The organism is Bacillus sp. PK3-067 (assembly GCF_056738645.1).
In genome coordinates this window covers 1,365,820-1,386,970 of sequence record NZ_CP096490.1, presented here as the reverse complement: position 1 = coordinate 1,386,970, position 21,151 = coordinate 1,365,820, and the positions used below count along the sequence as shown (strand labels likewise).

At 35.1% G+C, this 21,151-nt stretch carries 24 protein-coding genes, 1 riboswitch and 1 other annotated feature; of the genes, 9 read left to right on the top strand and 15 right to left on the bottom strand.

Features of this window, described 5'->3' with window-relative positions; translation table 11 throughout:
* Positions 1-49: 49 nt before the first annotated feature.
* From M1D73_RS07255 to M1D73_RS07245, 3 genes are all read left to right on the top strand, one after another.
* Positions 50-670 carry a DUF47 domain-containing protein gene (locus M1D73_RS07255; protein WP_000231449.1) on the top strand — a complete coding sequence of 207 codons (621 nt, stop codon included), beginning with the start codon at positions 50-52 and terminating at the stop codon, positions 668-670.
* Positions 671-681: 11 nt separating this feature from the next.
* Complete coding sequence (locus tag M1D73_RS07250) at positions 682-1,680, top strand: inorganic phosphate transporter (protein ID WP_000380272.1); 999 nt, start codon at positions 682-684, stop codon at positions 1,678-1,680.
* A gap of 117 nt (positions 1,681-1,797) precedes the next feature.
* On the top strand, positions 1,798-2,598 hold the full coding sequence (locus M1D73_RS07245; protein WP_000455748.1) for a sulfite exporter TauE/SafE family protein: 801 nt from the start codon (positions 1,798-1,800) through the stop codon (positions 2,596-2,598).
* Between the two features lie 293 nt (positions 2,599-2,891).
* Here the strand turns inward: M1D73_RS07245 and M1D73_RS07240 are convergent, their stop codons facing one another.
* Entirely contained in the window at positions 2,892-3,119 is a 228-nt protein-coding gene (locus tag M1D73_RS07240; RefSeq protein ID WP_000883008.1) for a hypothetical protein, read from the bottom strand.
* A gap of 170 nt (positions 3,120-3,289) precedes the next feature.
* Between M1D73_RS07240 and M1D73_RS07235 the strand changes: the two genes are divergently transcribed.
* The gene (locus tag M1D73_RS07235) at positions 3,290-3,802 is read left to right on the top strand and encodes a Crp/Fnr family transcriptional regulator (protein WP_000600589.1); all 513 of its coding nucleotides are present in this window, start codon (positions 3,290-3,292) and stop codon (positions 3,800-3,802) included.
* A 17-nt stretch (positions 3,803-3,819) separates the two neighbouring features.
* Here the strand turns inward: M1D73_RS07235 and hmpA are convergent, their stop codons facing one another.
* The 3 genes from hmpA to M1D73_RS07220 all read right to left on the bottom strand — a co-directional run bounded on the left by hmpA (position 3,820) and on the right by M1D73_RS07220 (position 6,918).
* Positions 3,820-5,028, bottom strand: a complete 1,209-nt coding sequence (gene hmpA / locus M1D73_RS07230; protein WP_000947334.1) for an NO-inducible flavohemoprotein — start codon at positions 5,026-5,028, stop codon at positions 3,820-3,822.
* 159 nt (positions 5,029-5,187) lie between these two features.
* Positions 5,188-5,706: a hypothetical protein gene (locus tag M1D73_RS07225; protein WP_000735227.1), complete on the bottom strand. Its 519-nt coding sequence runs from the start codon at positions 5,704-5,706 to the stop codon at positions 5,188-5,190.
* A 114-nt stretch (positions 5,707-5,820) separates the two neighbouring features.
* Positions 5,821-6,918: a site-2 protease family protein gene (locus M1D73_RS07220; protein WP_098212753.1), complete on the bottom strand. Its 1,098-nt coding sequence runs from the start codon at positions 6,916-6,918 to the stop codon at positions 5,821-5,823.
* A gap of 151 nt (positions 6,919-7,069) precedes the next feature.
* Between M1D73_RS07220 and M1D73_RS07215 the strand changes: the two genes are divergently transcribed.
* Positions 7,070-7,267, top strand: coding sequence for a hypothetical protein (locus M1D73_RS07215; RefSeq protein WP_001053356.1), 198 nt, complete (start codon positions 7,070-7,072; stop codon positions 7,265-7,267).
* Positions 7,268-7,374: 107 nt separating this feature from the next.
* On the opposite strand, the gene M1D73_RS07210 is transcribed toward M1D73_RS07215, so the two are convergent.
* Positions 7,375-8,229, bottom strand: a complete 855-nt coding sequence (locus M1D73_RS07210) for a YhfM domain-containing protein (protein WP_000677061.1) — start codon at positions 8,227-8,229, stop codon at positions 7,375-7,377.
* Positions 8,230-8,337: 108 nt separating this feature from the next.
* On the opposite strand from M1D73_RS07210, the gene M1D73_RS07205 reads away from it, so the two are divergent.
* Positions 8,338-9,114, top strand: a complete 777-nt coding sequence (locus M1D73_RS07205) for a class I SAM-dependent methyltransferase (protein WP_000026281.1) — start codon at positions 8,338-8,340, stop codon at positions 9,112-9,114.
* A gap of 40 nt (positions 9,115-9,154) precedes the next feature.
* On the opposite strand, the gene M1D73_RS07200 is transcribed toward M1D73_RS07205, so the two are convergent.
* On the bottom strand, positions 9,155-9,364 hold the full coding sequence (locus M1D73_RS07200) for a hypothetical protein (protein ID WP_000880630.1): 210 nt from the start codon (positions 9,362-9,364) through the stop codon (positions 9,155-9,157).
* 272 nt (positions 9,365-9,636) lie between these two features.
* Positions 9,637-9,895: a binding site (T-box leader), on the top strand.
* 54 nt (positions 9,896-9,949) lie between these two features.
* Between M1D73_RS07200 and brnQ3 the strand changes: the two genes are divergently transcribed.
* Positions 9,950-11,305 (top strand): branched-chain amino acid transport system II carrier protein BrnQ3, encoded by a 1,356-nt coding sequence (gene brnQ3 / locus M1D73_RS07195; RefSeq protein ID WP_001099135.1) that lies wholly within the window; start codon positions 9,950-9,952, stop codon positions 11,303-11,305.
* A 24-nt stretch (positions 11,306-11,329) separates the two neighbouring features.
* Here the strand turns inward: brnQ3 and M1D73_RS07190 are convergent, their stop codons facing one another.
* The 9 genes from M1D73_RS07190 to gltP all read right to left on the bottom strand — a co-directional run bounded on the left by M1D73_RS07190 (position 11,330) and on the right by gltP (position 19,109).
* Positions 11,330-11,668: a DUF3922 domain-containing protein gene (locus M1D73_RS07190; RefSeq protein ID WP_119683145.1), complete on the bottom strand. Its 339-nt coding sequence runs from the start codon at positions 11,666-11,668 to the stop codon at positions 11,330-11,332.
* Positions 11,669-11,831: 163 nt separating this feature from the next.
* Complete coding sequence (locus M1D73_RS07185; protein WP_000598707.1) at positions 11,832-12,464, bottom strand: response regulator; 633 nt, start codon at positions 12,462-12,464, stop codon at positions 11,832-11,834.
* Positions 12,461-13,516, bottom strand: a complete 1,056-nt coding sequence (locus tag M1D73_RS07180; RefSeq protein ID WP_100655219.1) for a sensor histidine kinase — start codon at positions 13,514-13,516, stop codon at positions 12,461-12,463. The genes M1D73_RS07185 and M1D73_RS07180 overlap by 4 nt, the downstream gene beginning before the upstream one ends.
* Entirely contained in the window at positions 13,516-14,256 is a 741-nt protein-coding gene (gene liaF / locus M1D73_RS07175; protein WP_000716095.1) for a cell wall-active antibiotics response protein LiaF, read from the bottom strand. Before liaF ends, M1D73_RS07180 begins: the two co-directional genes overlap by 1 nt.
* 106 nt (positions 14,257-14,362) lie before the next feature.
* On the bottom strand, positions 14,363-15,025 hold the full coding sequence (locus M1D73_RS07170) for a PspA/IM30 family protein (protein WP_000814124.1): 663 nt from the start codon (positions 15,023-15,025) through the stop codon (positions 14,363-14,365).
* A gap of 47 nt (positions 15,026-15,072) precedes the next feature.
* Positions 15,073-15,429, bottom strand: coding sequence for a lmo0954 family membrane protein (locus M1D73_RS07165; RefSeq protein ID WP_000808640.1), 357 nt, complete (start codon positions 15,427-15,429; stop codon positions 15,073-15,075).
* Between the two features lie 181 nt (positions 15,430-15,610).
* Positions 15,611-16,927 (bottom strand): Na+/H+ antiporter NhaC family protein, encoded by a 1,317-nt coding sequence (locus M1D73_RS07160; RefSeq protein WP_100655218.1) that lies wholly within the window; start codon positions 16,925-16,927, stop codon positions 15,611-15,613.
* Positions 16,928-17,021: 94 nt separating this feature from the next.
* A riboswitch (SAM riboswitch) is annotated at positions 17,022-17,127 on the bottom strand.
* 120 nt (positions 17,128-17,247) lie between these two features.
* Positions 17,248-17,766, bottom strand: a complete 519-nt coding sequence (locus M1D73_RS07155) for a ribonuclease FAU-1 family protein (protein ID WP_000824664.1) — start codon at positions 17,764-17,766, stop codon at positions 17,248-17,250.
* 68 nt (positions 17,767-17,834) lie between these two features.
* Complete coding sequence (gene gltP / locus M1D73_RS07150) at positions 17,835-19,109, bottom strand: glutamate/aspartate:proton symporter GltP (RefSeq protein ID WP_000821134.1); 1,275 nt, start codon at positions 19,107-19,109, stop codon at positions 17,835-17,837.
* A 495-nt stretch (positions 19,110-19,604) separates the two neighbouring features.
* Here gltP and M1D73_RS07145 point away from each other — a divergent pair, with 495 nt between their 5' ends.
* The gene (locus M1D73_RS07145; protein ID WP_121868159.1) at positions 19,605-20,870 is read left to right on the top strand and encodes a murein hydrolase activator EnvC family protein; all 1,266 of its coding nucleotides are present in this window, start codon (positions 19,605-19,607) and stop codon (positions 20,868-20,870) included.
* A gap of 101 nt (positions 20,871-20,971) precedes the next feature.
* Positions 20,972-21,130, top strand: a complete 159-nt coding sequence (locus M1D73_RS07140; protein WP_001096001.1) for a hypothetical protein — start codon at positions 20,972-20,974, stop codon at positions 21,128-21,130.
* Positions 21,131-21,151 lie beyond the last annotated feature (21 nt).

Sequence of the window (21,151 nt, the reverse complement as noted above, 5' to 3'; positions counted from 1 at the left end):
TGATTAGCCAATATATTTTACATATATTACTTTTGTGGGGGTAACAATAATGGTCTTTAAATCAAAAAAAGATAAATTTTCTGAAATGTTAATGAATGTTTCCGAAAATTTAAAAGAAGGCGCGCAGTTTTTCGTGGAGTATAAAATTAAAAATGCTAGCGATTTAAAAGAGTTTTCTATGCGCATGAAAGAGTATGAGTCAAAAGGTGACTCATTTATTCACGAAATCATTATGGAGTTAAACAAAGCGTTTATCACTCCGATTGAGCGTGAGGACATCCTACAACTTGCGATGAGTATGGATGATGTATTAGACGGATTAGATCACAGTGCTGGTCTGTTCGAAATGTATTCTATTACAGAAGCTGATGAATACATGATTAAATTCGTAGAAGCAATTAATCAATGTGCGATTGAGATTGCAAACTCTGTTGAATTAATGTCTAACAAAAAATTAGTCGACATTCGTACAAATGCGATTAAAATTAAGGATTATGAATCACAGTGTGATGATATTCGCCGTCATGCGATTAAGAACTTATTCTCTCGTGAAAAAGATCCGATTAAGATTATTCAATTTAAAGAGATTTACGAAGAGCTTGAAGAAGTAGCTGATAGCTGTCAAAGCGTTGCAAACGTATTAGAAACAATTATTATGAAGAACGCGTAAGGAGTTTGATCATGGATACACTCTTGATACTGACCGTTTTAGTAGTCATTTGCGCTTTAGCTTTTGACTTTATCAATGGATTTCACGATACAGCAAACGCTATTGCAACGGCTGTTTCAACGAAAGCTCTAAAGCCTAGACATGCCATTATTATGGCGGCTATTATGAACTTTTTAGGCGCAATGACATTTACAGGTGTAGCAAAAACGATTACAAAAGATATCGTTGATCCATTCGCCTTACAAAATGGTTCTCTTGTAATTTTAGCTGCTTTGCTTGCGGCGATAGCTTGGAACTTAATTACTTGGTACTACGGTATTCCAAGTAGTTCTTCGCATGCAATTATCGGCTCAATCGCAGGTGCAGCAATTGCGGCCGCTGGGATTAGCTCGCTAAATCTTAAAGGATTTATTAAAATTATTGAAGCTTTAATCATTTCACCGATTATCGCTTTCGTTATTGGTTATATCGTATACAGTATTTTTAAAGTAGTATTTAAAAACTTTAACTTAACAAAAACGAATAAGAACTTCCGTATATTCCAGATTTTCACTGCAGCATTACAAGCCTACACACACGGTACGAATGATGCACAAAAAGCAATGGGAATCATTACGATGGCTCTTATGGCTAATAACTATCATACTTCTAGCGATATCCCGTTCTGGGTACAATTATCTTGTGCTATCGCAATGGGGCTTGGTACTTCTGTCGGTGGATGGAAAATTATTAAAACTGTCGGTGGACAAATTATGAAAATTCGTCCTGTAAATGGTGTAGCTGCCGATTTATCATCATCACTTGTTATTTTCGGTGCAACATTCATTCACTTACCGGTTAGTACGACGCACGTTATCTCTTCTTCTATTTTAGGGGTTGGTGCTTCTCACCGTGTGAAAGGGGTAAAATGGGGAACTGCAAAACGTATGTTAATTACATGGGTTATTACACTTCCTATTTCAGCTTCTTTAGCTGCTCTGTTTTACTACCTATTACATTTTGTTTTCTAATCAAAAGTCGTCTTCCTTATTTTTCTAGGAAGACGACTTTTTTGTGAACAAGCCTATTTCTCATTAAAAAGCGTGTATAATAATTGATGGATAAGTTATTTAGAGGAGTTGGCAATTTTGGAATACATCATGTTACTTTTCATCGGACTAATCGCCGGAACAATCGGCAGCCTAGTTGGGCTTGGAGGCGGAATTATTATTGTTCCGTTATTAATTGGATTACACAGTTTATCACCACAACTTGCAGTAGGGACTTCTATGGTAACAGTCGTTTTCACAGGACTATCTTCCACCCTTACTTACATGAAGCATAAGCGAGTAGATTATAAAAGTGGACTTATTTTATTTATCGGAAGCGGCCCTGGTGGTATTATCGGATCATGGGCAAATAAATTTTTAAACCAAGACACATTTTCTTTATACTTTGGGATTTTCCTTATATTCGTCTCAATTCTACTTATGCTTCGAGACAAATTAAAACCTCTTTCCCTCTCAAATACGTCTGTAATTAAGCGTTCTTTTACAGATAATGATGGAAATACTGTACACTACCAATTCCCACCGTTTCTTGCTATCTTTATCGCTTTTATAGTTGGGTTTATATCTGGATTATTTGGAATTGGTGGCGGTGCCTTACTTGTTCCAGCAATGATGCTTCTTTTTGCATTCCCAGCACATATTGCAGTAGCAACTTCAATGTTCATCGTATTTCTATCAGCAATTGTAAGTTCTGCAACTCACATCTCACTTGGAAATGTCAGCTGGATTTATGCATTAATCCTGATTCCGGGTGCATGGATTGGCGGAAAAATCGGGGCTTACATTAATACAAAACTAAGTGGTAACGCCGTAATTAATTTATTGCGTATTACGTTAATTATTCTTGGAACTAGATTAATCATTATTTCCCTTTTATAACGTATTCTTTTTAGAATGCGTTTTTCTTATACACATGAATATAAAAATCCTCCGAGGAGAACAAATAAAATTAAACAAACACATAATAACATATAATTTGAAATATGTACTTTCTTCAAGTTGACCACTCCTATAACTGCGACTGTTATCTTTATGATAGCGAAAAAATAGTTCACTTGCAGTTACAGAGTGCTAACAATGCAAAATCAATTATTACAAATTTTATCCTTATATTTCATTTCTTTGTATATTCTATCGATTTAATAAAAAAAGATGTCATATTGACATCTTTTTTAGTGAAGAAGTGACCATCCCATGAAGTCTTCATGTACTTGGCACGCCCTCTTATCCTTTCGATCATATAATTCAGCATAACTATCTGTTTCTTCATCATAAGCCATCGTATAAATAATTTGGCCGTCTACTTCAACGGATAAAACGACTCCACCTTTCATCTCTTCTACATGAATGATAGCATTCGCCGGAATTCTCATATCCGTCATTCTCATCGCATCTAACAATATACTAAACCCCCTACAGCGTATTCATTGCTAGTACTATTACACACTAAATAGTATACTACTGTAATAGCATACATTTCGTCAATGAAATTGCTGTTGAAATAGCATATTGTCTATATACATATACGCTAAAATAGAAGAAATAGAAACATATTAATGGGGGGCTAACATTGATTCTACACAAAGGAGATGTACTATTCCGTCAAGGCGAGGACGGTCCTTTATACTTTATAAAAACAGGCTTATTAAAAGTAGTTCGGCTAGAAGAAAACGGAACACCATTTTTATTCAACATTATCGTTCCAGGTGAAACGATACCTCATCATTCTTTAATTTCACCGAAAGAATATCACGGTACAGCTATCGCTTTAATAAAAACAGAAGTGGAACCGATCACTAGTAGTGAATGGTATGAGAGACTTCAAGCAAATCCCGAATCGTATGCTAACATTGCTATGCAATTACAATCTAAATTAAGAATGATGCAACAACGAATTGATCAATTGACAACCGTCTCCCCGAAAGAACGTCTTCATCGTTTACAAGAATGGTTCACCCTATATTTAGGTGACATTCCTATATATGAAATATTAACACAAACCGAAATTGGCCAACTGATAGGTATACGCCGTGAAACAGTAAACCGTTTATTACGAGAACAAATAAAAAACGAGGTAAAATAAATACCTCGTTTTTTTGCTTATTGTAAGCTTGTTGCTGGGCCGAAAAATTCATAATGAATATGCTCTTGTTTCACACTTAAATCAGTTAGTGCAGCATTTATATGCTTCATAAATGCTACTGGACCACAGAAATAGAACTCTGCTTCAGTTGTCGGAATAATAGTTTTTAACCATTCACTTTCAATGAAACCTTCTTTATCAAAGTTCTTCATTTCTAAATCTTTTTCAGTCGGTGCAGAATAACAAGTATATGCTTTAACTTGTTCATATTCATTTTCTACTGCCTTAACGTGTTCTTTCATTGCATGTGTATTACTATTTATTGCTGCATGAACAAAATATACATTACGTTTTGAATCTTGTTCAATTAACGTATTTAACATACTCATCATCGGTGTAATCCCTACTCCACCACTAATTAGTACAACTGGTAATGTTGAATCCATATTTAACACGAAATCTCCCGCTGGTGCACTTACTGGTAAAACATCTCCTTCTTTTACATGTTCATGTAAGTAATTAGACACTTTACCATCTGGTGTATCTACACCTTTTTCTTTTTTTACACTAATACGATAATATTCTTTCCCAGGAGCATCGGATAAACTGTACTGACGATTATGTGTATATGTCTCACCTTCAATATTGATTTGAATCGTTACATATTGACCTGGGATGAATGAAGAAACTTTCCCTCCATCTTCAGGTTTCAAATAAAATGACGTAATAACATCGCTTTCCTTCACTTTTTTTACAATCACAAAGTTGCGGAAGTCTTTCCATCCACCTTCTTTATGTGCAGCTTCTTCATACATCTCTGCTTCAATGCTAATGAATGCATCAGCAATTACACCATATGCTTCTCCCCATGCATTTAAAACTTCATCTGGTGCACCTGCGACCTCTTTAATGGCACGTAGTAAACATGTACCTACAATCGGATAATGCTCAGCTTTAATCCCTAAACTTCTATGCTTATGACCAATTTGTTTTACAACTGGAATAATTGCTTCTAAATTATCAATGTACGTTGCAGCTGCATAAACAGCATTCGCTAACGCTTGTTGTTGTCTTCCCTTTTTCTGATTCGTATGGTTGAAAATATTCAACAATTCCGGATGTTCCGAAAATAAAATTTGATAGAATCTCGTTGTAATTTCAACACCTTTTTCTTGTAATAATGGTACTGTTGACTTTACGATTTCAATTGTTTTTGCACTTAACATTGTATCCCACTCCTCTATTTCCTTAACTGTTTTTAGTTTAACTGAATCTTATAATGCAGATTGTGATTTTAATCACTATTAACACGGTGTTTTTGTGAATAATATATGAACATTGCATTTACAAAAGAAAATAAGCTAACTAGAATTCTAGCTAGCTTATTATTTTGTTTGTATAGCTTGTTCGATTACTTTTATATCTTTCCCATCGCCAAACTCCGTATACCCCCAGATATTCGTTTCACCTCTATATTTATTTACGATAATATCCAAGTCATGATATACACGGTGGGCATACACTACATACTCAATATTTTGAAGTTCCACACCTTTTTTTACAATTTCATAGCTTCTATTTACATCGCGTTTTATTTTTTCATTCTTTATTTCCGTATGTATATTTTTTAAAGATTGTTCTTGTTGTTGAAACCATTGCTTAAATTGATTCCAATCCCCGTCTGTATAATTCTCTGCTTTACCATAATTTAAGAAATTATTATAGCTTTCATGTGTCATTCGAATAAAATCTAGCACTTTTGTCTCTTCTTGCACATCTTCTATTTGAGCTATTGTATTTACCTCAGCAGGCTTATTCGCATAATGTAACAGCACTTTCATAAGACTATAACTCGCAATGATCATCACGATAATAATACCTAATACATTTAACAATTTCTTCATACACAGAACTCCTTCTCTACTAAAAATATTGCAACGTATGACTATACTTGTAACATTCTCTCGTAGAAATATAATTCCTGTATTAATTCTTCCTATCATTTCGACAATATTTTTCTATACATTTCTCGTTGGCAAATGTTCTTGTAAAACAATATATCCTTCATAAGCTGTGTAACCGAGTATAACCATTAATCCGATATAACAAGCAAATACTGTCCATTTCGTTTTCTCATCCACTTTATAATAGTTTTCTTGTTGTTCCTTTTCTGTTTTCCATTCATTTAATTTTCTTTCTGACGCTTCAAATGCTTCCCTTATGTGAATTGTATACTCATCTTTTTCATCTTCATATGGAACATAATCTAACGGTTCGAACTTCGGTAAAAGATACTCTAACACTTCCATTTTTTGAAGTTCACCTATTTGTAACTCTTTTTCCCGTTCTCTTTGTCTTAATGCATTCATCTCATGATGCATCACGTATATAGTCCGATGTACAGCACCCGTTTCTTTTAATTCCTCTTCAAGCCTAGTAACATATTCTTTCATCCCATCAATTTTATGCCCTAATTCCTTAATCGGCTCATCTCTCTTTATTACTCTATATAACTCCATACAACCGATAATAACAATAAATCCTCCCAAAATACTTTTAAAGTAAATTGAATAGCCAAGTAATAAAATAAGGCCTGCTCCCCAAATTTTAGTACTGACAACTGAAATAATTCTCCCACCATCTAGCGGCGAAACGGGAATTAAATTAAAGAAATTAATCATACTTCCAAGCAAAATAACAAGCGCCCAAAATGGCTCTTTCGTCATTATATAAAGCGGTATCGCCGGTAAAAATGACAGAAGTCCGAAAAGCGGCCCCATATAGGCAATGTAAGCTTCATCTTTCGCATTTTTCGGCATCTCTTTCATTCCAATAAGGGCCCCCATAAATGGAATAAAGATTGCTGGCGATGTCGGGATCCCCTTTCTTTTCGCAGCCCATAAATGGCCCATTTCATGAACAAACAACAAATAAATGAGCGCTACTCCAAATTTCCAACCATATAGAACTGCGTATGCGCCAAGCGATAGAAACATACTAAATACCGTTGAAAACTTTGCTAATTTAAAAATTGCAAATACCCACTTTAACTTAGACAGTAAAAATAGACCTACCGCAACAATAATTCCCCATAATCCTTTTTTATTATTTTTCATATTCCTCTCCTTTATCTCTCATTAATGAATCATATTCATTCATCAAAGCTTGTTCTTTTCTCTATTATGACATATTTTTTTCTATTGTTAGAAATAATGTTTATATAATCCATTTTCAGCCAAAAATATAAATAAAAGGAGGTGTACACAAATGAATTTACAATCTCTTATAATAGGTGCTCTATCGTTTTTAGCTTCAACTCTTATTTTTTATACCGTTAGTTACGTATTATTATTAGATTTGTTGCCCAATCACGTATTTATTGCCCTTGTCATCCTTTCCGCTCTTATGATTTCTTTTCTTATTACACGAAAATCAATGAATGAGCCATCTGCAAAAGCAAAGTAATAGAGAGGGGTGCTTTCCCCTCTCTATTATCATTTCCTAGGAAAGGCCATATAGATTTGACGAGTTTACATTCATTCCAATCCGTAAGGGCTAATTAAAGGCTCACTTTATCTTTGAAAATTCATTTTTTCACCATAATCTTTAACAATCTGAATTATATTTTGAAACACACCTATTTTTTCTTTTTCACTGTTTAATATTTTCAAATCATAATTTTCGTAATATGTTTCTAATGATTTTAATTGTGATTGTGAAGCGCTTTTTATCAGAACAGTAGCATGCAATTCATATTGCTTATACCCTTCCTTTACTTTTTCACCTAAAATTATTTCACTCTCTTTTGCTCCAATTAATTTTTGAACTTTTTCTGGAAAATTGAGTTGCAAATAATATTCTTGCTCCTTCACTAACTTATTGTATAGTGATTGTGAAATCGTATACCGTACCGTATAATTCACGTTTTGATCGCCTGTTTTAATATGAAATGCGGTAATCTGTAAATCTTTTTTTGTTACTTCTGTTAAAGGGCTTACCTGCATCTCATCTTCTTTTTGTTCTGAGACATTTGGAAATATATCCAAAAGCTTTTCCGTATCTTTTTCATTCAACATATACATAGCTTTCTTATATTGCACCCATCCTCGTCTATCTTCTCCTCTTAACCATGCATAATAAGTTTCTTTTTTCCCATCTCTACTAATTTGTATTTCATATTCAGGTTCACCGAAGCTTCCTGTTATTTCTTGTTTCTCAGCTTTATTCAAAATGTCTATTACTAACTTCGCTTCTGATTCCTGCAACTTTTTCTCTTTATGTTTTTTTTGTATAACGGTTACCCCTATTGTTTCTTTCACTTCATTCACCGTCTCTTCTACTTTTTTTGTTTCTTTTTTCGGCTCAACTTGACCACAAGCTGCTAGTAACATAACAAACAACAACACCAATACATATTTCCCTTTCAAATTAATCCTCCTCTTACGATAAGAAATCCTTATAATCTTCATACATAAAACAAAAACGTGACATCCTATTAAATACGCTATACTAATCATTGAAAGGAGGTCTTTATCATGTCCATTAATTTTCATGATGAAAATAATAAGTACACATATGCAACAAGAAACGCTCATATTTCTTGGGCTGAAATGGTAAAAAACATTACAGAAATACAAAACAAGCAAATAATTGATATCGGCTGTGGTGGTGGGATTTATACGAAAGAACTCGCTCTTATGGGAGCCAAAAATGTTGTGGGACTTGATTTTTCAAAAGAAATATTACAAGCTGCAAAAGAAAATTGTAACAACTTTTCAAACATTTCATTCATCCACGGTGATGCACATAATATCCCATACCCTAATGAAACATTCGACATAGTTATTTCGCGTGCAGTTATTCATCATTTACAAGACATTCCTACATTTTTACGTGAAGCTTCTCGTATATTAAATAAAAACGGTGTACTTATTTTACAAGATCGAACAATTGAAGATTGTACAATTCCAGGAAGTCCCGAACACATTCGCGGATATTTTTTCTCTCTATTTCCAAAACTTATTGAAATAGAGTCAAAAAGACGTCCAAAAACCAACACTATACAGACAGAATTACAAAAACATTCTCTTCATGTACTTCCCGCACAAACACAATGGGAAATACGAAAAATACATGATTCTGTAGAAGCATTATTGCAAGATTTATCTCCTCGAACAGGTCGATCCATTCTATATGAGTTAACAGATGATGAACTTTCTCAACTTCTACAACATATACAGACCGCATTACAAAACGTCTCTCCTATTATTGAAAGAGATCGATGGACAATTTGGAGCGCCATGAAGTTGTAAGGAAGGAAGCCTCACAAAATAATGTGAGGCTTCCTTTCTTTCATAATCTAATTTTACAACACTCTTGATATCCTCCACTTCTGGCCTGTGCACTTCCACACTTCGGACATACTAAATATCTAGACTGATTTGTCAATAAACTACCTTTTTGAAAGAGTAAAACTTCTGCTTGTTTAAACGAACGCGAATAATATAACCACATAAAACCAATTATAGCAATAATGCCAAATAATACTCCCATCGCAAGCATTTCAGTCACCTCTTTTGGTTTGTTCTTTCCAGCAAGTGGATTGTTGTATTATTCTCTGTAAATTCAAACAATCCCTTCTTTACTCCTATAAATATCAACTTTCTCTATAAATTTTACAATTCTCCGCAAATTTTTACTCCTATTTTACAATTCATTATTCCTTTTGCAACAACGAATATCACTTTCAATATTTCCATATATAAATATATCTTCCAAAAAACATATTGACTTTCTAAAAAAAACATGCAACAATACTGTCAGAATACTTGAATAAAAATTCATTGACGAGAACGAGTACGTTATAGAACTGTTCCCCAGAGAGTTGGCGATTTGCTGAAAGCCAACGTTCAGTGCGTAATCGAAAATCATCTCCGAGAAGTAGAACCGAATGTTACAGTAAGTTCTTACCGGCCGTCCCCCGTTACAAGGAACACGTATCATGTTGTACGTTGCAAAGCCGTATACATATAGATTTATTTCTACATGTGTAAATTAGGGTGGTATCGCGGGTAAATATAACTCGTCCCTTTCTTTAGGGACGAGTTTTTTGTGTTCTTACAAATGAATGAAAAAGGAGGAAAAACAATGAACACTGTATCAAAAAAACATATTTTTTTCACGGGTCTTATGCTATTTTCTTTATTTTTTGGGGCAGGTAATTTAATTTTCCCTCCCATGCTTGGGCAAAACGCAGGTGAAAACTTTTGGCCAGCAATGATTGGATTTTTACTAACAGGAGTTGGCTTACCACTACTTACTGTTATCGCAATTTCTCTATCAGGAAATGGAATGCAGCAACTTGCAAGTCATGCCCATCCATTATTCGGAATTTTCTTTACAGTAGTTGTATACATTGCCATCGGTCCATCCATGGGCATCCCACGTGTTGCAAATGTCGCTTATGAAATGGGGGTTAGTTCTTTCTTGCCAGAAACAATCCGCTCTAGCAGCCTAGTGCTATTTGTATATACAATCATCTTCTTTACTATCGTATTTTGGCTGAGTTTGAATCCATCTAAACTTGTTGATCGTATTGGGAATGTATTAACACCTATTTTATTACTCTCTATTTTCTTATTATTTGTTAAAAGTGTATTTACACCACTTGGGCAATCAGGACCAGCGATGCAAGAGTATCAAACTTCTCCAATCTTCAAAGGCTTTATGGAAGGCTACTTAACAATGGACACTATTTCAGCACTTGCATTCGGAATTATCGTTGTAAATGCAATTCGCTCTAAAGGTGTGAATGATCGTAAGTCCATTGCCATCGCCACAGCAAAAGCAGGGCTTATTGCCGCTACAGGGCTCGTACTTGTATACGGTGCACTCGGCTGGCTTGGGGCAACTAGCGTCTCGCTCGGATATGCAAAAAATGGCGGACAGCTACTTACTGTTATCGTACAACAATTATTCGGTCCATACGGTTTGCTCCTATTATCTCTTATCGTTACACTCGCTTGTTTAACGACATGCGTTGGACTCGTATCTGCGTGCAGCCAATATTTTTCAACATTATTGACTACATTTTCATACAAAACGTTCGCGAGTATCATTTGCGCATTAGGATTACTAGTTGCCAACTTAGGTTTAACGAAAATTATCGCAATCTCTGTTCCAATTCTACTTGTTGTGTATCCAATTGCGATTGTACTCGTACTACTATCATTACTTCATAAATACTTCGGTGGATATCGCTCTGTTTATGTAGGTGCTTTAATTGGAGCAGCTGTAGTGAGCGTATTTGATGGATTAAAACAAGGTGGTATTTCAGTTTCATTTATCACACCATATTTTGAATTTATCCCTTTATATAATGAAGGAATCGGCTGGCTAATACCAGCATTAGTAGGAGGTCTTATTGGTCTTGCAACGGCTAGGTTAAGCGGTACGAAAAAAGTTCCATTAGTAACCGAATCTCACGAAGTAAAAGCCTCCTAAAAAAACTCCCAAAAGGGAGTTTTTTTACATTTGATACGCAGCATGATTAAAACTGCTTATTTTATAAGCCTTCGTATAATATTCAATATTTGTATCAACTGTTTCTACCTTGACAACATCATAGCGCTCTTCTTGCTTTACTAAAAATAAATAGTATTCCTCTGTTGCCTCAATAATCGCAATTTTATCTGTTTCAACATTATATTGTTCACAAAGCGCTTGTAATGCGTTCACATAATCCCCTAATTTTTTAGACTTATCCATTCCGAATATAGTTTGAACTAACATATACATTCTCCCCTTTATATGTACTGTTAACACCTCAATGATAACGCTTACATTATTTATCGTCAATAAAAACATTCAATTGTTTTAATGCCAAATCTATATTGTATCGAGCCAATAATCAGCGAGGAATTCCCCTCCAATTAAAGCTTCGCATTAACTGCCCGTAAAAGCCCGATTGGTGAGGGCTGATAATCAGTGGGAGAGGAACAACCTCCCCACTGATTAAAGTTTCACTTTATCACTTCGTTAATTGATGCCTAAATGCATAAATAACCGCCTGAGTACGGTCACTTACATTCAATTTATTTAATATATTACTCACATGTGTCTTTACCGTTTTCAGTGCAATAAATAACTCGTCCGCAATCTCTTGATTACTTTTTCCCTCTGCAATTAATAACAAAATCTCAAACTCTCTTTCCGTTAAATCATCATGCAAAGGTTGCTCTTTCTTTTGACGCATACGGGACATCATTTTCCCGGTAACTTTCGGCTCTAATACTGTTTCTCCATCATAAGTAGCTCGTACAGCATCAGCAATATCACTTGCTCTTGATGTTTTTAATAAGTAACTGGTCGCCCCAGCCTCAATAACAGGATACAATTTTTCGTCATCTAAAAAGCTTGTTACAACTACAATTTTTGCTTCTGGCCATTCTTGAATAATAGCACGTGTTGCTTCGACACCATCCATCTCATCCATAACAAGGTCCATTAAAATAATATCCGGCCTTAATTGCAATGCTAACTCTGATCCTTTTCTTCCATTCTCAGCTTCCCCTACTACTTCAATATCTGGCTGTGTAGATAAATATGCCGATACACCCATACGAACCATTTCATGATCATCGACAAGCAATACTTTTATCATACTTCTCCCCCTCTCTCAATCATGATCGGTACTTTTACTTCTATTTGTGTACCTTTGGTCGGGAAACTAAGTACCTTAAGTGTCCCACCAATTTCATGAACACGCTCTTGCATCGATCTTAGGCCATATGAACCAGCCTTATTAACCCCTACTTCAAACCCAACGCCGTCATCAATGATTTTTAAAATCGCATATTGATCAATTTTTCGAAGGCGCACTTCTGTTTTCTTTGCCTTCGCGTGTCGCAACGTGTTTGATAGCGCTTCTTGCACAATACGGAATAAATGATCTTCTACACCTTTTTTTAATTCTATTGGCTCAATAAGCCATTCAATTTTCATATGTTGTTTTCGCGATAATTCCGTTAATAATTCCTCTATACCTTCTGTCAGTTTCTTACCTTCCAATTGTACAGGACGTAAATGAAGGAGCAATGCTCTCATTTCTGATTGAGCATTTACAACCATATTTTCAACAAGTTGCAATTGTTTTTTTGTCACATCTGGAAATTCAGTTATTTGTTCATTAATCGCTGACATCATCATCGACATTGCGAAAAGCTGCTGACTTACTGAATCATGCAACTCCCTTGCTAAACGATGCCTTTCTTGAGAAATCGCTTCTTGTCTCATCTCTTCATTCCAATGAGCTCGTTCATTCGTTACTTTTTGAAAGAGTCCAGCTTGCTCCTCTAATCGACGAGCCAGAACGATTACTTTTCGTTCCACTTCATGAAATTCATCATCTGCAGTAAACGAAACATCGCTCGGAAAATTCCCTCGCTCTACTTCAAATAGAAAAGTATTTAATCCTTGTATACGCTGCTCTATATAATAACCGATTGCATATCCTACAATTCCCCCGATAAGTAAACTTGTAGTCATAATAAACAAGCCAATTGGAACAGAAGCGATGGATTCCTTCCATAATAAATCATACACTTGTTGCTCGCTTTTCCATACATATACAATTGTACAAATGAGTGCGATACTAACAGAGGACAACATAGAATAACGAATATACATCCACGAAATATTTTTTTGTTTCTTCATTATACTTTCCTCACTTCCGTGTCGCCTACGACAAGCGAAGAAATAATTTTAATACGACGAGGAGCCTCTTTATACTGCTCTGTTCTAAATGTAACATTGCGGTTAAACCCTGTCTCTTCATGACCTGGCAAGAGCACACGTCCGACAATAACAGAATGATTTAAAGAAAGTTCAATATCATATGGCACATATAAACGAATATTACCAACGACACCCCGAATAACAATTACCGTTTCCCCTTCTGGAATCATAGCAGTTGTTAAATCTATTTCCACATCACAAGCACCATATTGAACATTAATATCCTCAAGTTCATAAATATGATCCATCATTCGTACATTGCCTACAAACATATTTTTCAAATATGTTTCTGTACGATATATTTGCTTCTCTTCGTCTATAATCCCTTTTTCTTTAATTTCAACCTTCATTGCTTTTTGCTGATGCCCTTGTTGAATCAATTGATAACCAATTAAAGCTAAACAAGCAAATACGACAAGAACAAATGCTGCTGATGAAAATAAGAAAAATAAAAATACGATACCACCAACAAATAAAAATACATTTCCCCGTACATAACGATTCTTTTTACGATAATGCCTTCCAAACATAAGCATAATAAATGCAAAAATGAGACCACCTGGTTCAAAATGTCCAAGTATCATATCAAGAAAAAGACCGAATCCAAATATGATGAGGAGCATCCCCATTAATTGTGTCTTTGAAAAATGTTTCTTCATTTCAGCTCCCCCCTTCTTGTCACATATACATAGAAGAAAAGGCATTGCTTTCCAACACCTTTTCTCCTATCACTATATCATAAGCCTGTTTTATAATATACTACTATTATTTTGTTAACTCTTTCGTTAACGATACATCATTCTTTTCTTTCATTTCACGCTCAAGTTTTGCAATTTTCATATCAAACGTGTCACGCTCATGCTCTTCATTCATACGAGTTTCTAAGTCACGAATATGATCTTCAATCTCTTCAAATCGTAAGAACGGATTATTTTCATCCATTTTATGCATCGCAGTATTCATACGACGATTTGCATGTGCCATATTTTCACGTGCCATTAGTTCCATGCGCTTTGCGTGCATTTCTTTTAATTTATTTTTCATTTCAGAAAGACGACGCTCTAACTCATCAATTTGCTCTACAACACCTGCATACATTTCTTCTAATCGAGTTACTTGCCCTTCATAATAAGCTACCTCTTCTAACGCACGTTCGTGCAATTGTAATTCGTCTGCTTCTTGAGCAATGATAGCTTGCTTTGATCTTTTATTAACGAAATAACGTGCTTGCTCAAGCTCACGAGCAAAATTAGATTTTAATGTTTTATGACGCTCAATTAACTTCTCAATTTTTGTTATTTCACGCTCACTATCACGTAAATATTGGTTTAACATCGCAATTGGATTTTTTCTTTCCTTCTCATCTAACACGTTATGAAAATCAGCTAAAATTGCATCGCGTACACGTCCGAATAAAGATTGTTTCATTATAAATCTTCCTCTCTTCTACTTTATTTATAATTTGATTTATTGTTTTAGTTTTTCATTAATTTGTTCCACTCATCTTCAAAGTTACTATATGGTTTAGAACTTTCTGGAGCAGATTCAACAACTACATCTTTTTCTTTTTTCCACTCACGGTATCCGTAGTATAAAACCACTAAAGCAGCGATACCGATTAATGCTGGCGAATGAGAAAGCGCAATGGATAAACCGATTAAACCAACAATACCCCAAGCTAACTTTCCAAAAAATGATTTAGCTCGCACAAATGATTTATAGCTCCAATATACAACTCCTGCTCCGATTGCGAATCCTACAATACCAGCAAGACTACCAAGAGCAATTAAAGCCAAAATACCGGCTGCGATAAACGCTAGAAATTGTTTCATCTTGTGCTTGCCTCCCTTCGATTTGATACTCTTATCTTAACTATTTTTTCATCTTTCCATAACGAGCTTAAGAACCGTTTTTAACTCAGACTTAAGACCGAGTCATATTCAGCCCTTTACGCAAAAAAACGTGCAGAGTCTATTCTCTGCACGTTTTTTAATTACTAACATTCATATTAAATTAAGCTGTTTTATGATACTCTTTTTTCTCAGCTACTTTCGAAAACCTTGGAAACCCAATTAAAATAGAAACAATACCACATACTCCAACTAAGATTGGATAAAATGCATATGGCAACAATTCAACCGGAGATAACGCTGCAAATCCTGCTGCCGTTAACATTTGGGCACCGTACGGAATTAATCCTTGCACACAACATGAGAAAAGATCTAATACACTCGCTGATTTACGAGGGTCTATTTCATATTGATCTGCAATATTTTTTGCAAGCGGGCCTGTAAAGATAATTGAAATCGTATTATTCGCTGTACACATATTCGTCATACTCACTAAACCAGCAATACCAAATTCCGCTCCTTTTTTCGAACGAATATTACGTGTTAATACATTCATTAAATATTGAATACCACCATTATATTGGATTAATTCAACCATACCGCCAATTAATATAGCAAGTAATACTAACTCCATCATACCGCCCATTCCAGTCGTTACACTTTTAAAGAAACTTTCTAACGTGTAACTTCCATCTATAAGGCCGATAACACCAGATAGTAAAGTTCCACCAGTTAATACAATAAGTACATTCCAGCCAAGTAGCGCTGTAATAAGTACTCCTGCGTACGGTAAAATCTTTATCCAATCAAAGCTATGTGCTTTAATCTGCGTGTCACTTCCTGAAGTAACTATTACTAATAGTACAATTGTAATAATAGCCGCTGGTAACACAATTAAAAAGTTCGTTTTAAACTTATCTTTCATTTCTGTTCCTTGTGAACGAACAGCTGCGATTGTTGTATCTGAAATAAATGATAAATTATCACCAAACATCGCTCCGCCAACAACAGTAGCCATTGCAAGCGCAATTGAGATATCAGTTTGACCACTAATACCTACAGCAATCGGCGCTAATGCTGCAATTGTTCCCATTGAAGTTCCCATCGCTAATGAAATAAATGCACCAATAACAAAGATTCCAGCTACGATAAATCCTGGCGGTAAAATAGTTAACGCTAAATTAACAGTTGAGTCTACTCCGCCCATTCCTTTAGCAGTTTCAGAAAACGCACCTGCAAGCACAAAAATTAATACCATAATCATAATATCCGGATTTCCTGCACCTTTAGCGAACCGCTCTACTTTCACATTAAAACTTTCTTTACGATTCATCACTAAAGCGACCCCTACAGCAATTGAAATCGCTACAAGTATCGGCAATTTATAGAAATCACCTGTAATAATTCCAGAACCAATAAATAGCGCCAAAAATATCCCAAGTGGTAATAAAGCTAAACCATTTCCTCTCGTTTCTTTCAAAGTACCATCTCTCCCTAGTTTCAACCTTTTTCTAATAAATAACAAAAGACCTCTTCCGATGAGAAGAGGTCTTATACATCTATAAGAAACACTCTTCTCATCTTTCAAGCACACGCTTGCTGGATTTGGCACAGCACTCTGAAATCGAGTCCGCTGCCGAGGCATCGTAGGGCCAGTCCCTCCGCCTCTCTTTATAAGAAGGTTTCATATTTATTTTTTAATAATAATTTCTTCCCTAACTTTACTCGCTTACAAAACAAAAGTCAATTATTTTTTGTATAGATTTTTTTGGTAATTATACAAAAATTTGAATACAACAATCATTTTAACTTTTCGATTTCTTCTTCCAATATTGAAATCCAATAAAATTCACTATTTTTTATTGTTGCTAATATCCATTTCGTAGTGTGCCAAGCTAGCTCATACTCTTCCTTCGTGACATCACCACTTTTATAAGCATCCTCTAGCTCCTCTTCATCTAATACATACACCTTACCGCTAGATAATAATACTACATCTAAATATAAATCATCAAAATACGGTAAACCACGATCGTCTATTTTATATTCTTTCGCCACATCGATATAATATTGCACTAATTTTTTCTGATCATCTAACATAGCGGTAATCGCAAAGTTTTTCCCGTCTATGAAATATTGAATCCACGTATACTGATCTGCTGCAATACAAAGTTCTTCACCATCATATTCTTTACAACTAGGCTCTCTCACCTTTTTTATATCCAGTATTCCGAGCATTCCCTCTTCCACTTGCTTAACCGTATAACTCTTTTCTATTAGTCTCTTCCACGAAGAACCGTCACCATATTTTCGTTTCATTATGTCTGCTCCTCTTCTATATACAGAAAAGCTCCCACATATTATGTGAGAGCTTGTTCATATTATAATTAAGCCGCTTGACCCTTTTCAGAAATCTCTTTTAAATAAGCTTGTCCTTTTTCAGCGTCATATTGACCTTCCCACTTAGACATAACTACAGCTGCTAAAGAGTTTCCTACAACGTTAACTGCTGTACGAGCCATATCTAAAATACGGTCAATACCAGCAATGAACGCTAAGCCTTCAGGTGGAATACCTACTGTACCAAGTGTCGCTAATAATACAACGAATGATACGCCCGGTACACCTGCGATCCCTTTTGATGTAACCATTAATACAAGCAACAATGTAATTTGTTGTGTAATAGATAAATCAATACCGTACATTTGCGCTAAGAAAATAGCCGCAATTGCTTGATATAAAGTTGATCCATCTAAGTTAAATGAATAACCTGTCGGAATAACGAAAGATGTAATTGCTTTCGGACAACCGAATTTCTCCATTTTCTCCATGATTTTTGGTAAAACTGTTTCTGAGCTTGCTGTAGAATACGCTAAAATCAGCTCGTCTTTTAAAATCTTAAAGAATTGGAAAATGTTAATTCCAAATATTTTCGCTGTAAGTCCTAAGACAACTACGACGAAGAAGATCATTGCTCCATATACGACAATTAGTAATTTCCCTAATGGAATTAATGAAGCAAGACCAAATGTAGAAACTGTAACACCAATTAGTGCAAATACACCAAATGGTGCAAATTTCATAACTTGGTTTGTTACGTAAAACATTGCGTCAGCCACACCTTGGAAAAATTGAAGAACTGGTCTTCCTCTTTCACCAATTGCTGCTACACCTAAACCAAATAGTACAGAGAAGAAGATAATAGCTAGCATATCTCCGTCAGCTAACGACTTCATAATGTTCGTTGGAACAATATTTACAAATGTATCTGCAAATGAATGACTTTGTACTTGCTCTGTCGTATGTGTATATTTCGAAATATCTGTCTTTGTTAACTGCTCCATATTTACGCCTTTTCCTGGTTGGAAAATATTCGCTATTAATAGACCGACAATAATTGCAATTGTTGTAATGATTTCAAAGTAAATAATTGTTTTTCCGCCTAGTCGACCTAGTTTTTTAACATCGCCAACACCAGCAACCCCAACAACAATACTTGCTACAACAATTGGCACAACGATCATTTTAATTAATCGGATGAAAATATCACCAATTGGTTGTAAATAACTCACCACTGCTGGATTGCCAAAGAAAATCGCCCCAACCGCAATACCAAGCGCAAGTCCTATTAATATTTGCCATGCTAGTCCTATTCTTTTCATATTTGTTGTAACCCCCTCTTCGATGTGTCACTCTATCTCTCATTCTATCTCTATAAAACTAAGAAATTAAGAGTATTACATATTATTCGACAATTCACTACATTTTGTCCCTGTTAAAAATCATAAATCAAAAATTTAAATCTGACAACAAAATAACTTTGCCCGAACGCAAATAATTTTCTTGACAAAAAGTAGACCCATGTCAGAAAACCTCACATGAGAACGATTCCTCACTAGTGTTTTATTAGCTTTCCAAGTAATATTTCACCTCATAAAAACGATTACTTTCCTCCTTCATTTTACAGGAAAATTCCAAAATATACCTTTGTTACACATATGAATAAAATGTAAGCACTATGACAATTACAGTTGAAAAATGATAAATTCCGACAAAACTTAGCAATTTTATAAAATTTTCTTTACATTATGATTACAACGATAGACACCCTTCTTCTTATGATATATAACATTCATAGGGAAAGGAGTCAGACAACAATGAAAAAGAAATTTGCAGCGTTTAGTGTTTTAGCAGCAGGAACGATTTTTGCTTCCCCGTTACTTTCACCCGTATACGCTGAAACGAATCAAGATAAATTATCTAACATTCAATCTGAATTAGAAGGCAAACAAAGTGACTTACAAAATAAAACAGTCGAGAAAGAACAAATAGAAAAAGAAATTCAAGAATTACAGAAGAAAATTGATGAATTAACTACTTCCATTAATAAAAATGAGACTGAATTAAACGATACAAAAAAAGAAATTAGCAAAACACAACAAGTAATTACTGACAAAAAGAAACATATAGAACAATTACAAACAAACATAGATACACGTCAGGAAGTTATTAAACAACGATTACAATCTATGCAAGAAAAACCGCGTACAAATATCATTACAGAAGTATTAACAAACTCTACAAACATTGCTGATCTTGTTGATAATATGTACTCCGTAAGTTTAATATTAAACAACGATACAGATATTGTAAAAAAACAAACATCTGATCAAAATGCTGTAACGACAGAAAAAGAGGCTGTTGAGAAAAAAGAACAACAACTGAAAGACTCTGAACAAAAACTAGAACAAAAACAACAAGAATTACAAAATAACCAACAGCAGCAACAAACTCTTATTAACGATCTACATACGAAAGTAGCAAAAGTAGATTCAGAGATTGAAGGATTAGAAGAATCCAAGGGCATTTTAGAAAATCAACGTCAAGCTGTTCAAAAAGCAATTGAAGAAGAAAAACGGGCGGAAGAAGCTCGTAAAGCGGAAGAAGCCCGACAGGCAGAAGAGGCTCGCAAACAACAAGCTACTAAATCTGCTCAAGCGGCCCCAACACCACATGATACAAATATCGGTGGTTTTATCAAACCAGCAGCTGGATCAAAAACTTCCGGATTTGGTGTACGTTCTTTAGATAACCATAAAGGAATTGACATCGCTGCTTCGGGAACGGTTCCAATTATCGCTGCTGCAGATGGCGTTGTTATTCGCTCAGAATTATCATCTAGTTACGGAAACGTAGTGTATTTATCTCACCGTATAAACGGAAAAACATATACGACAGTATATGCTCATATGAATAGTCGTTCTGTATCGAATGGACAAACTGTAAAACAAGGCGATCAGCTTGGATTTATGGGGAATACGGGCCAATCATACGGACAACATTTACACTTCGAACTTCATCTTGGAGAATGGAATGTCGGCAAGACAAACGCAGTTGACCCATCTCCTTATATCGGATTATAAAAAACCTCGGTGCCTACCGAGGTTTTTCATTTACACTTCACACAATATAGGCATTCTACATAGACTATAACTAAATGCCTATAGTTTACGAGGTGATCCATATGAATACGCAATTACAACAAAAAATAGAAGAAGCTAGAGAAACGTATATTGGCCGGATATTTACATTTGGCGGCTCAGTTTTATTTTTAATCGGTTCATTCCTCGCAGTCACCACAGCCTATAAAGCGTATAATCGTCTATTACATTCATCAACATAAAAAAAGACGGGAGATCCCCGC

Coding starts and splice junctions, on each gene's coding strand:
- M1D73_RS07255 (WP_000231449.1), top strand. CDS start 50: ATGGTCTTTAAATCAAAAAAAGATAAATTTTCTGAAATGTTAATGAAT.
- M1D73_RS07250 (WP_000380272.1), top strand. CDS start 682: ATGGATACACTCTTGATACTGACCGTTTTAGTAGTCATTTGCGCTTTA.
- hmpA (WP_000947334.1), bottom strand. CDS start 5,028: ATGTTAAGTGCAAAAACAATTGAAATCGTAAAGTCAACAGTACCATTA.
- M1D73_RS07225 (WP_000735227.1), bottom strand. CDS start 5,706: ATGAAGAAATTGTTAAATGTATTAGGTATTATTATCGTGATGATCATT.
- M1D73_RS07220 (WP_098212753.1), bottom strand. CDS start 6,918: ATGAAAAATAATAAAAAAGGATTATGGGGAATTATTGTTGCGGTAGGT.
- M1D73_RS07215 (WP_001053356.1), top strand. CDS start 7,070: ATGAATTTACAATCTCTTATAATAGGTGCTCTATCGTTTTTAGCTTCA.
- M1D73_RS07205 (WP_000026281.1), top strand. CDS start 8,338: ATGTCCATTAATTTTCATGATGAAAATAATAAGTACACATATGCAACA.
- M1D73_RS07200 (WP_000880630.1), bottom strand. CDS start 9,364: ATGCTTGCGATGGGAGTATTATTTGGCATTATTGCTATAATTGGTTTT.
- brnQ3 (WP_001099135.1), top strand. CDS start 9,950: ATGAACACTGTATCAAAAAAACATATTTTTTTCACGGGTCTTATGCTA.
- M1D73_RS07190 (WP_119683145.1), bottom strand. CDS start 11,668: ATGTTTTTATTGACGATAAATAATGTAAGCGTTATCATTGAGGTGTTA.
- M1D73_RS07185 (WP_000598707.1), bottom strand. CDS start 12,464: ATGATAAAAGTATTGCTTGTCGATGATCATGAAATGGTTCGTATGGGT.
- M1D73_RS07180 (WP_100655219.1), bottom strand. CDS start 13,516: ATGAAGAAACAAAAAAATATTTCGTGGATGTATATTCGTTATTCTATG.
- liaF (WP_000716095.1), bottom strand. CDS start 14,256: ATGAAGAAACATTTTTCAAAGACACAATTAATGGGGATGCTCCTCATC.
- M1D73_RS07170 (WP_000814124.1), bottom strand. CDS start 15,025: ATGAAACAATCTTTATTCGGACGTGTACGCGATGCAATTTTAGCTGAT.
- M1D73_RS07165 (WP_000808640.1), bottom strand. CDS start 15,429: ATGAAACAATTTCTAGCGTTTATCGCAGCCGGTATTTTGGCTTTAATT.
- M1D73_RS07155 (WP_000824664.1), bottom strand. CDS start 17,766: ATGAAACGAAAATATGGTGACGGTTCTTCGTGGAAGAGACTAATAGAA.
- gltP (WP_000821134.1), bottom strand. CDS start 19,109: ATGAAAAGAATAGGACTAGCATGGCAAATATTAATAGGACTTGCGCTT.
- M1D73_RS07145 (WP_121868159.1), top strand. CDS start 19,605: ATGAAAAAGAAATTTGCAGCGTTTAGTGTTTTAGCAGCAGGAACGATT.
- M1D73_RS07140 (WP_001096001.1), top strand. CDS start 20,972: ATGAATACGCAATTACAACAAAAAATAGAAGAAGCTAGAGAAACGTAT.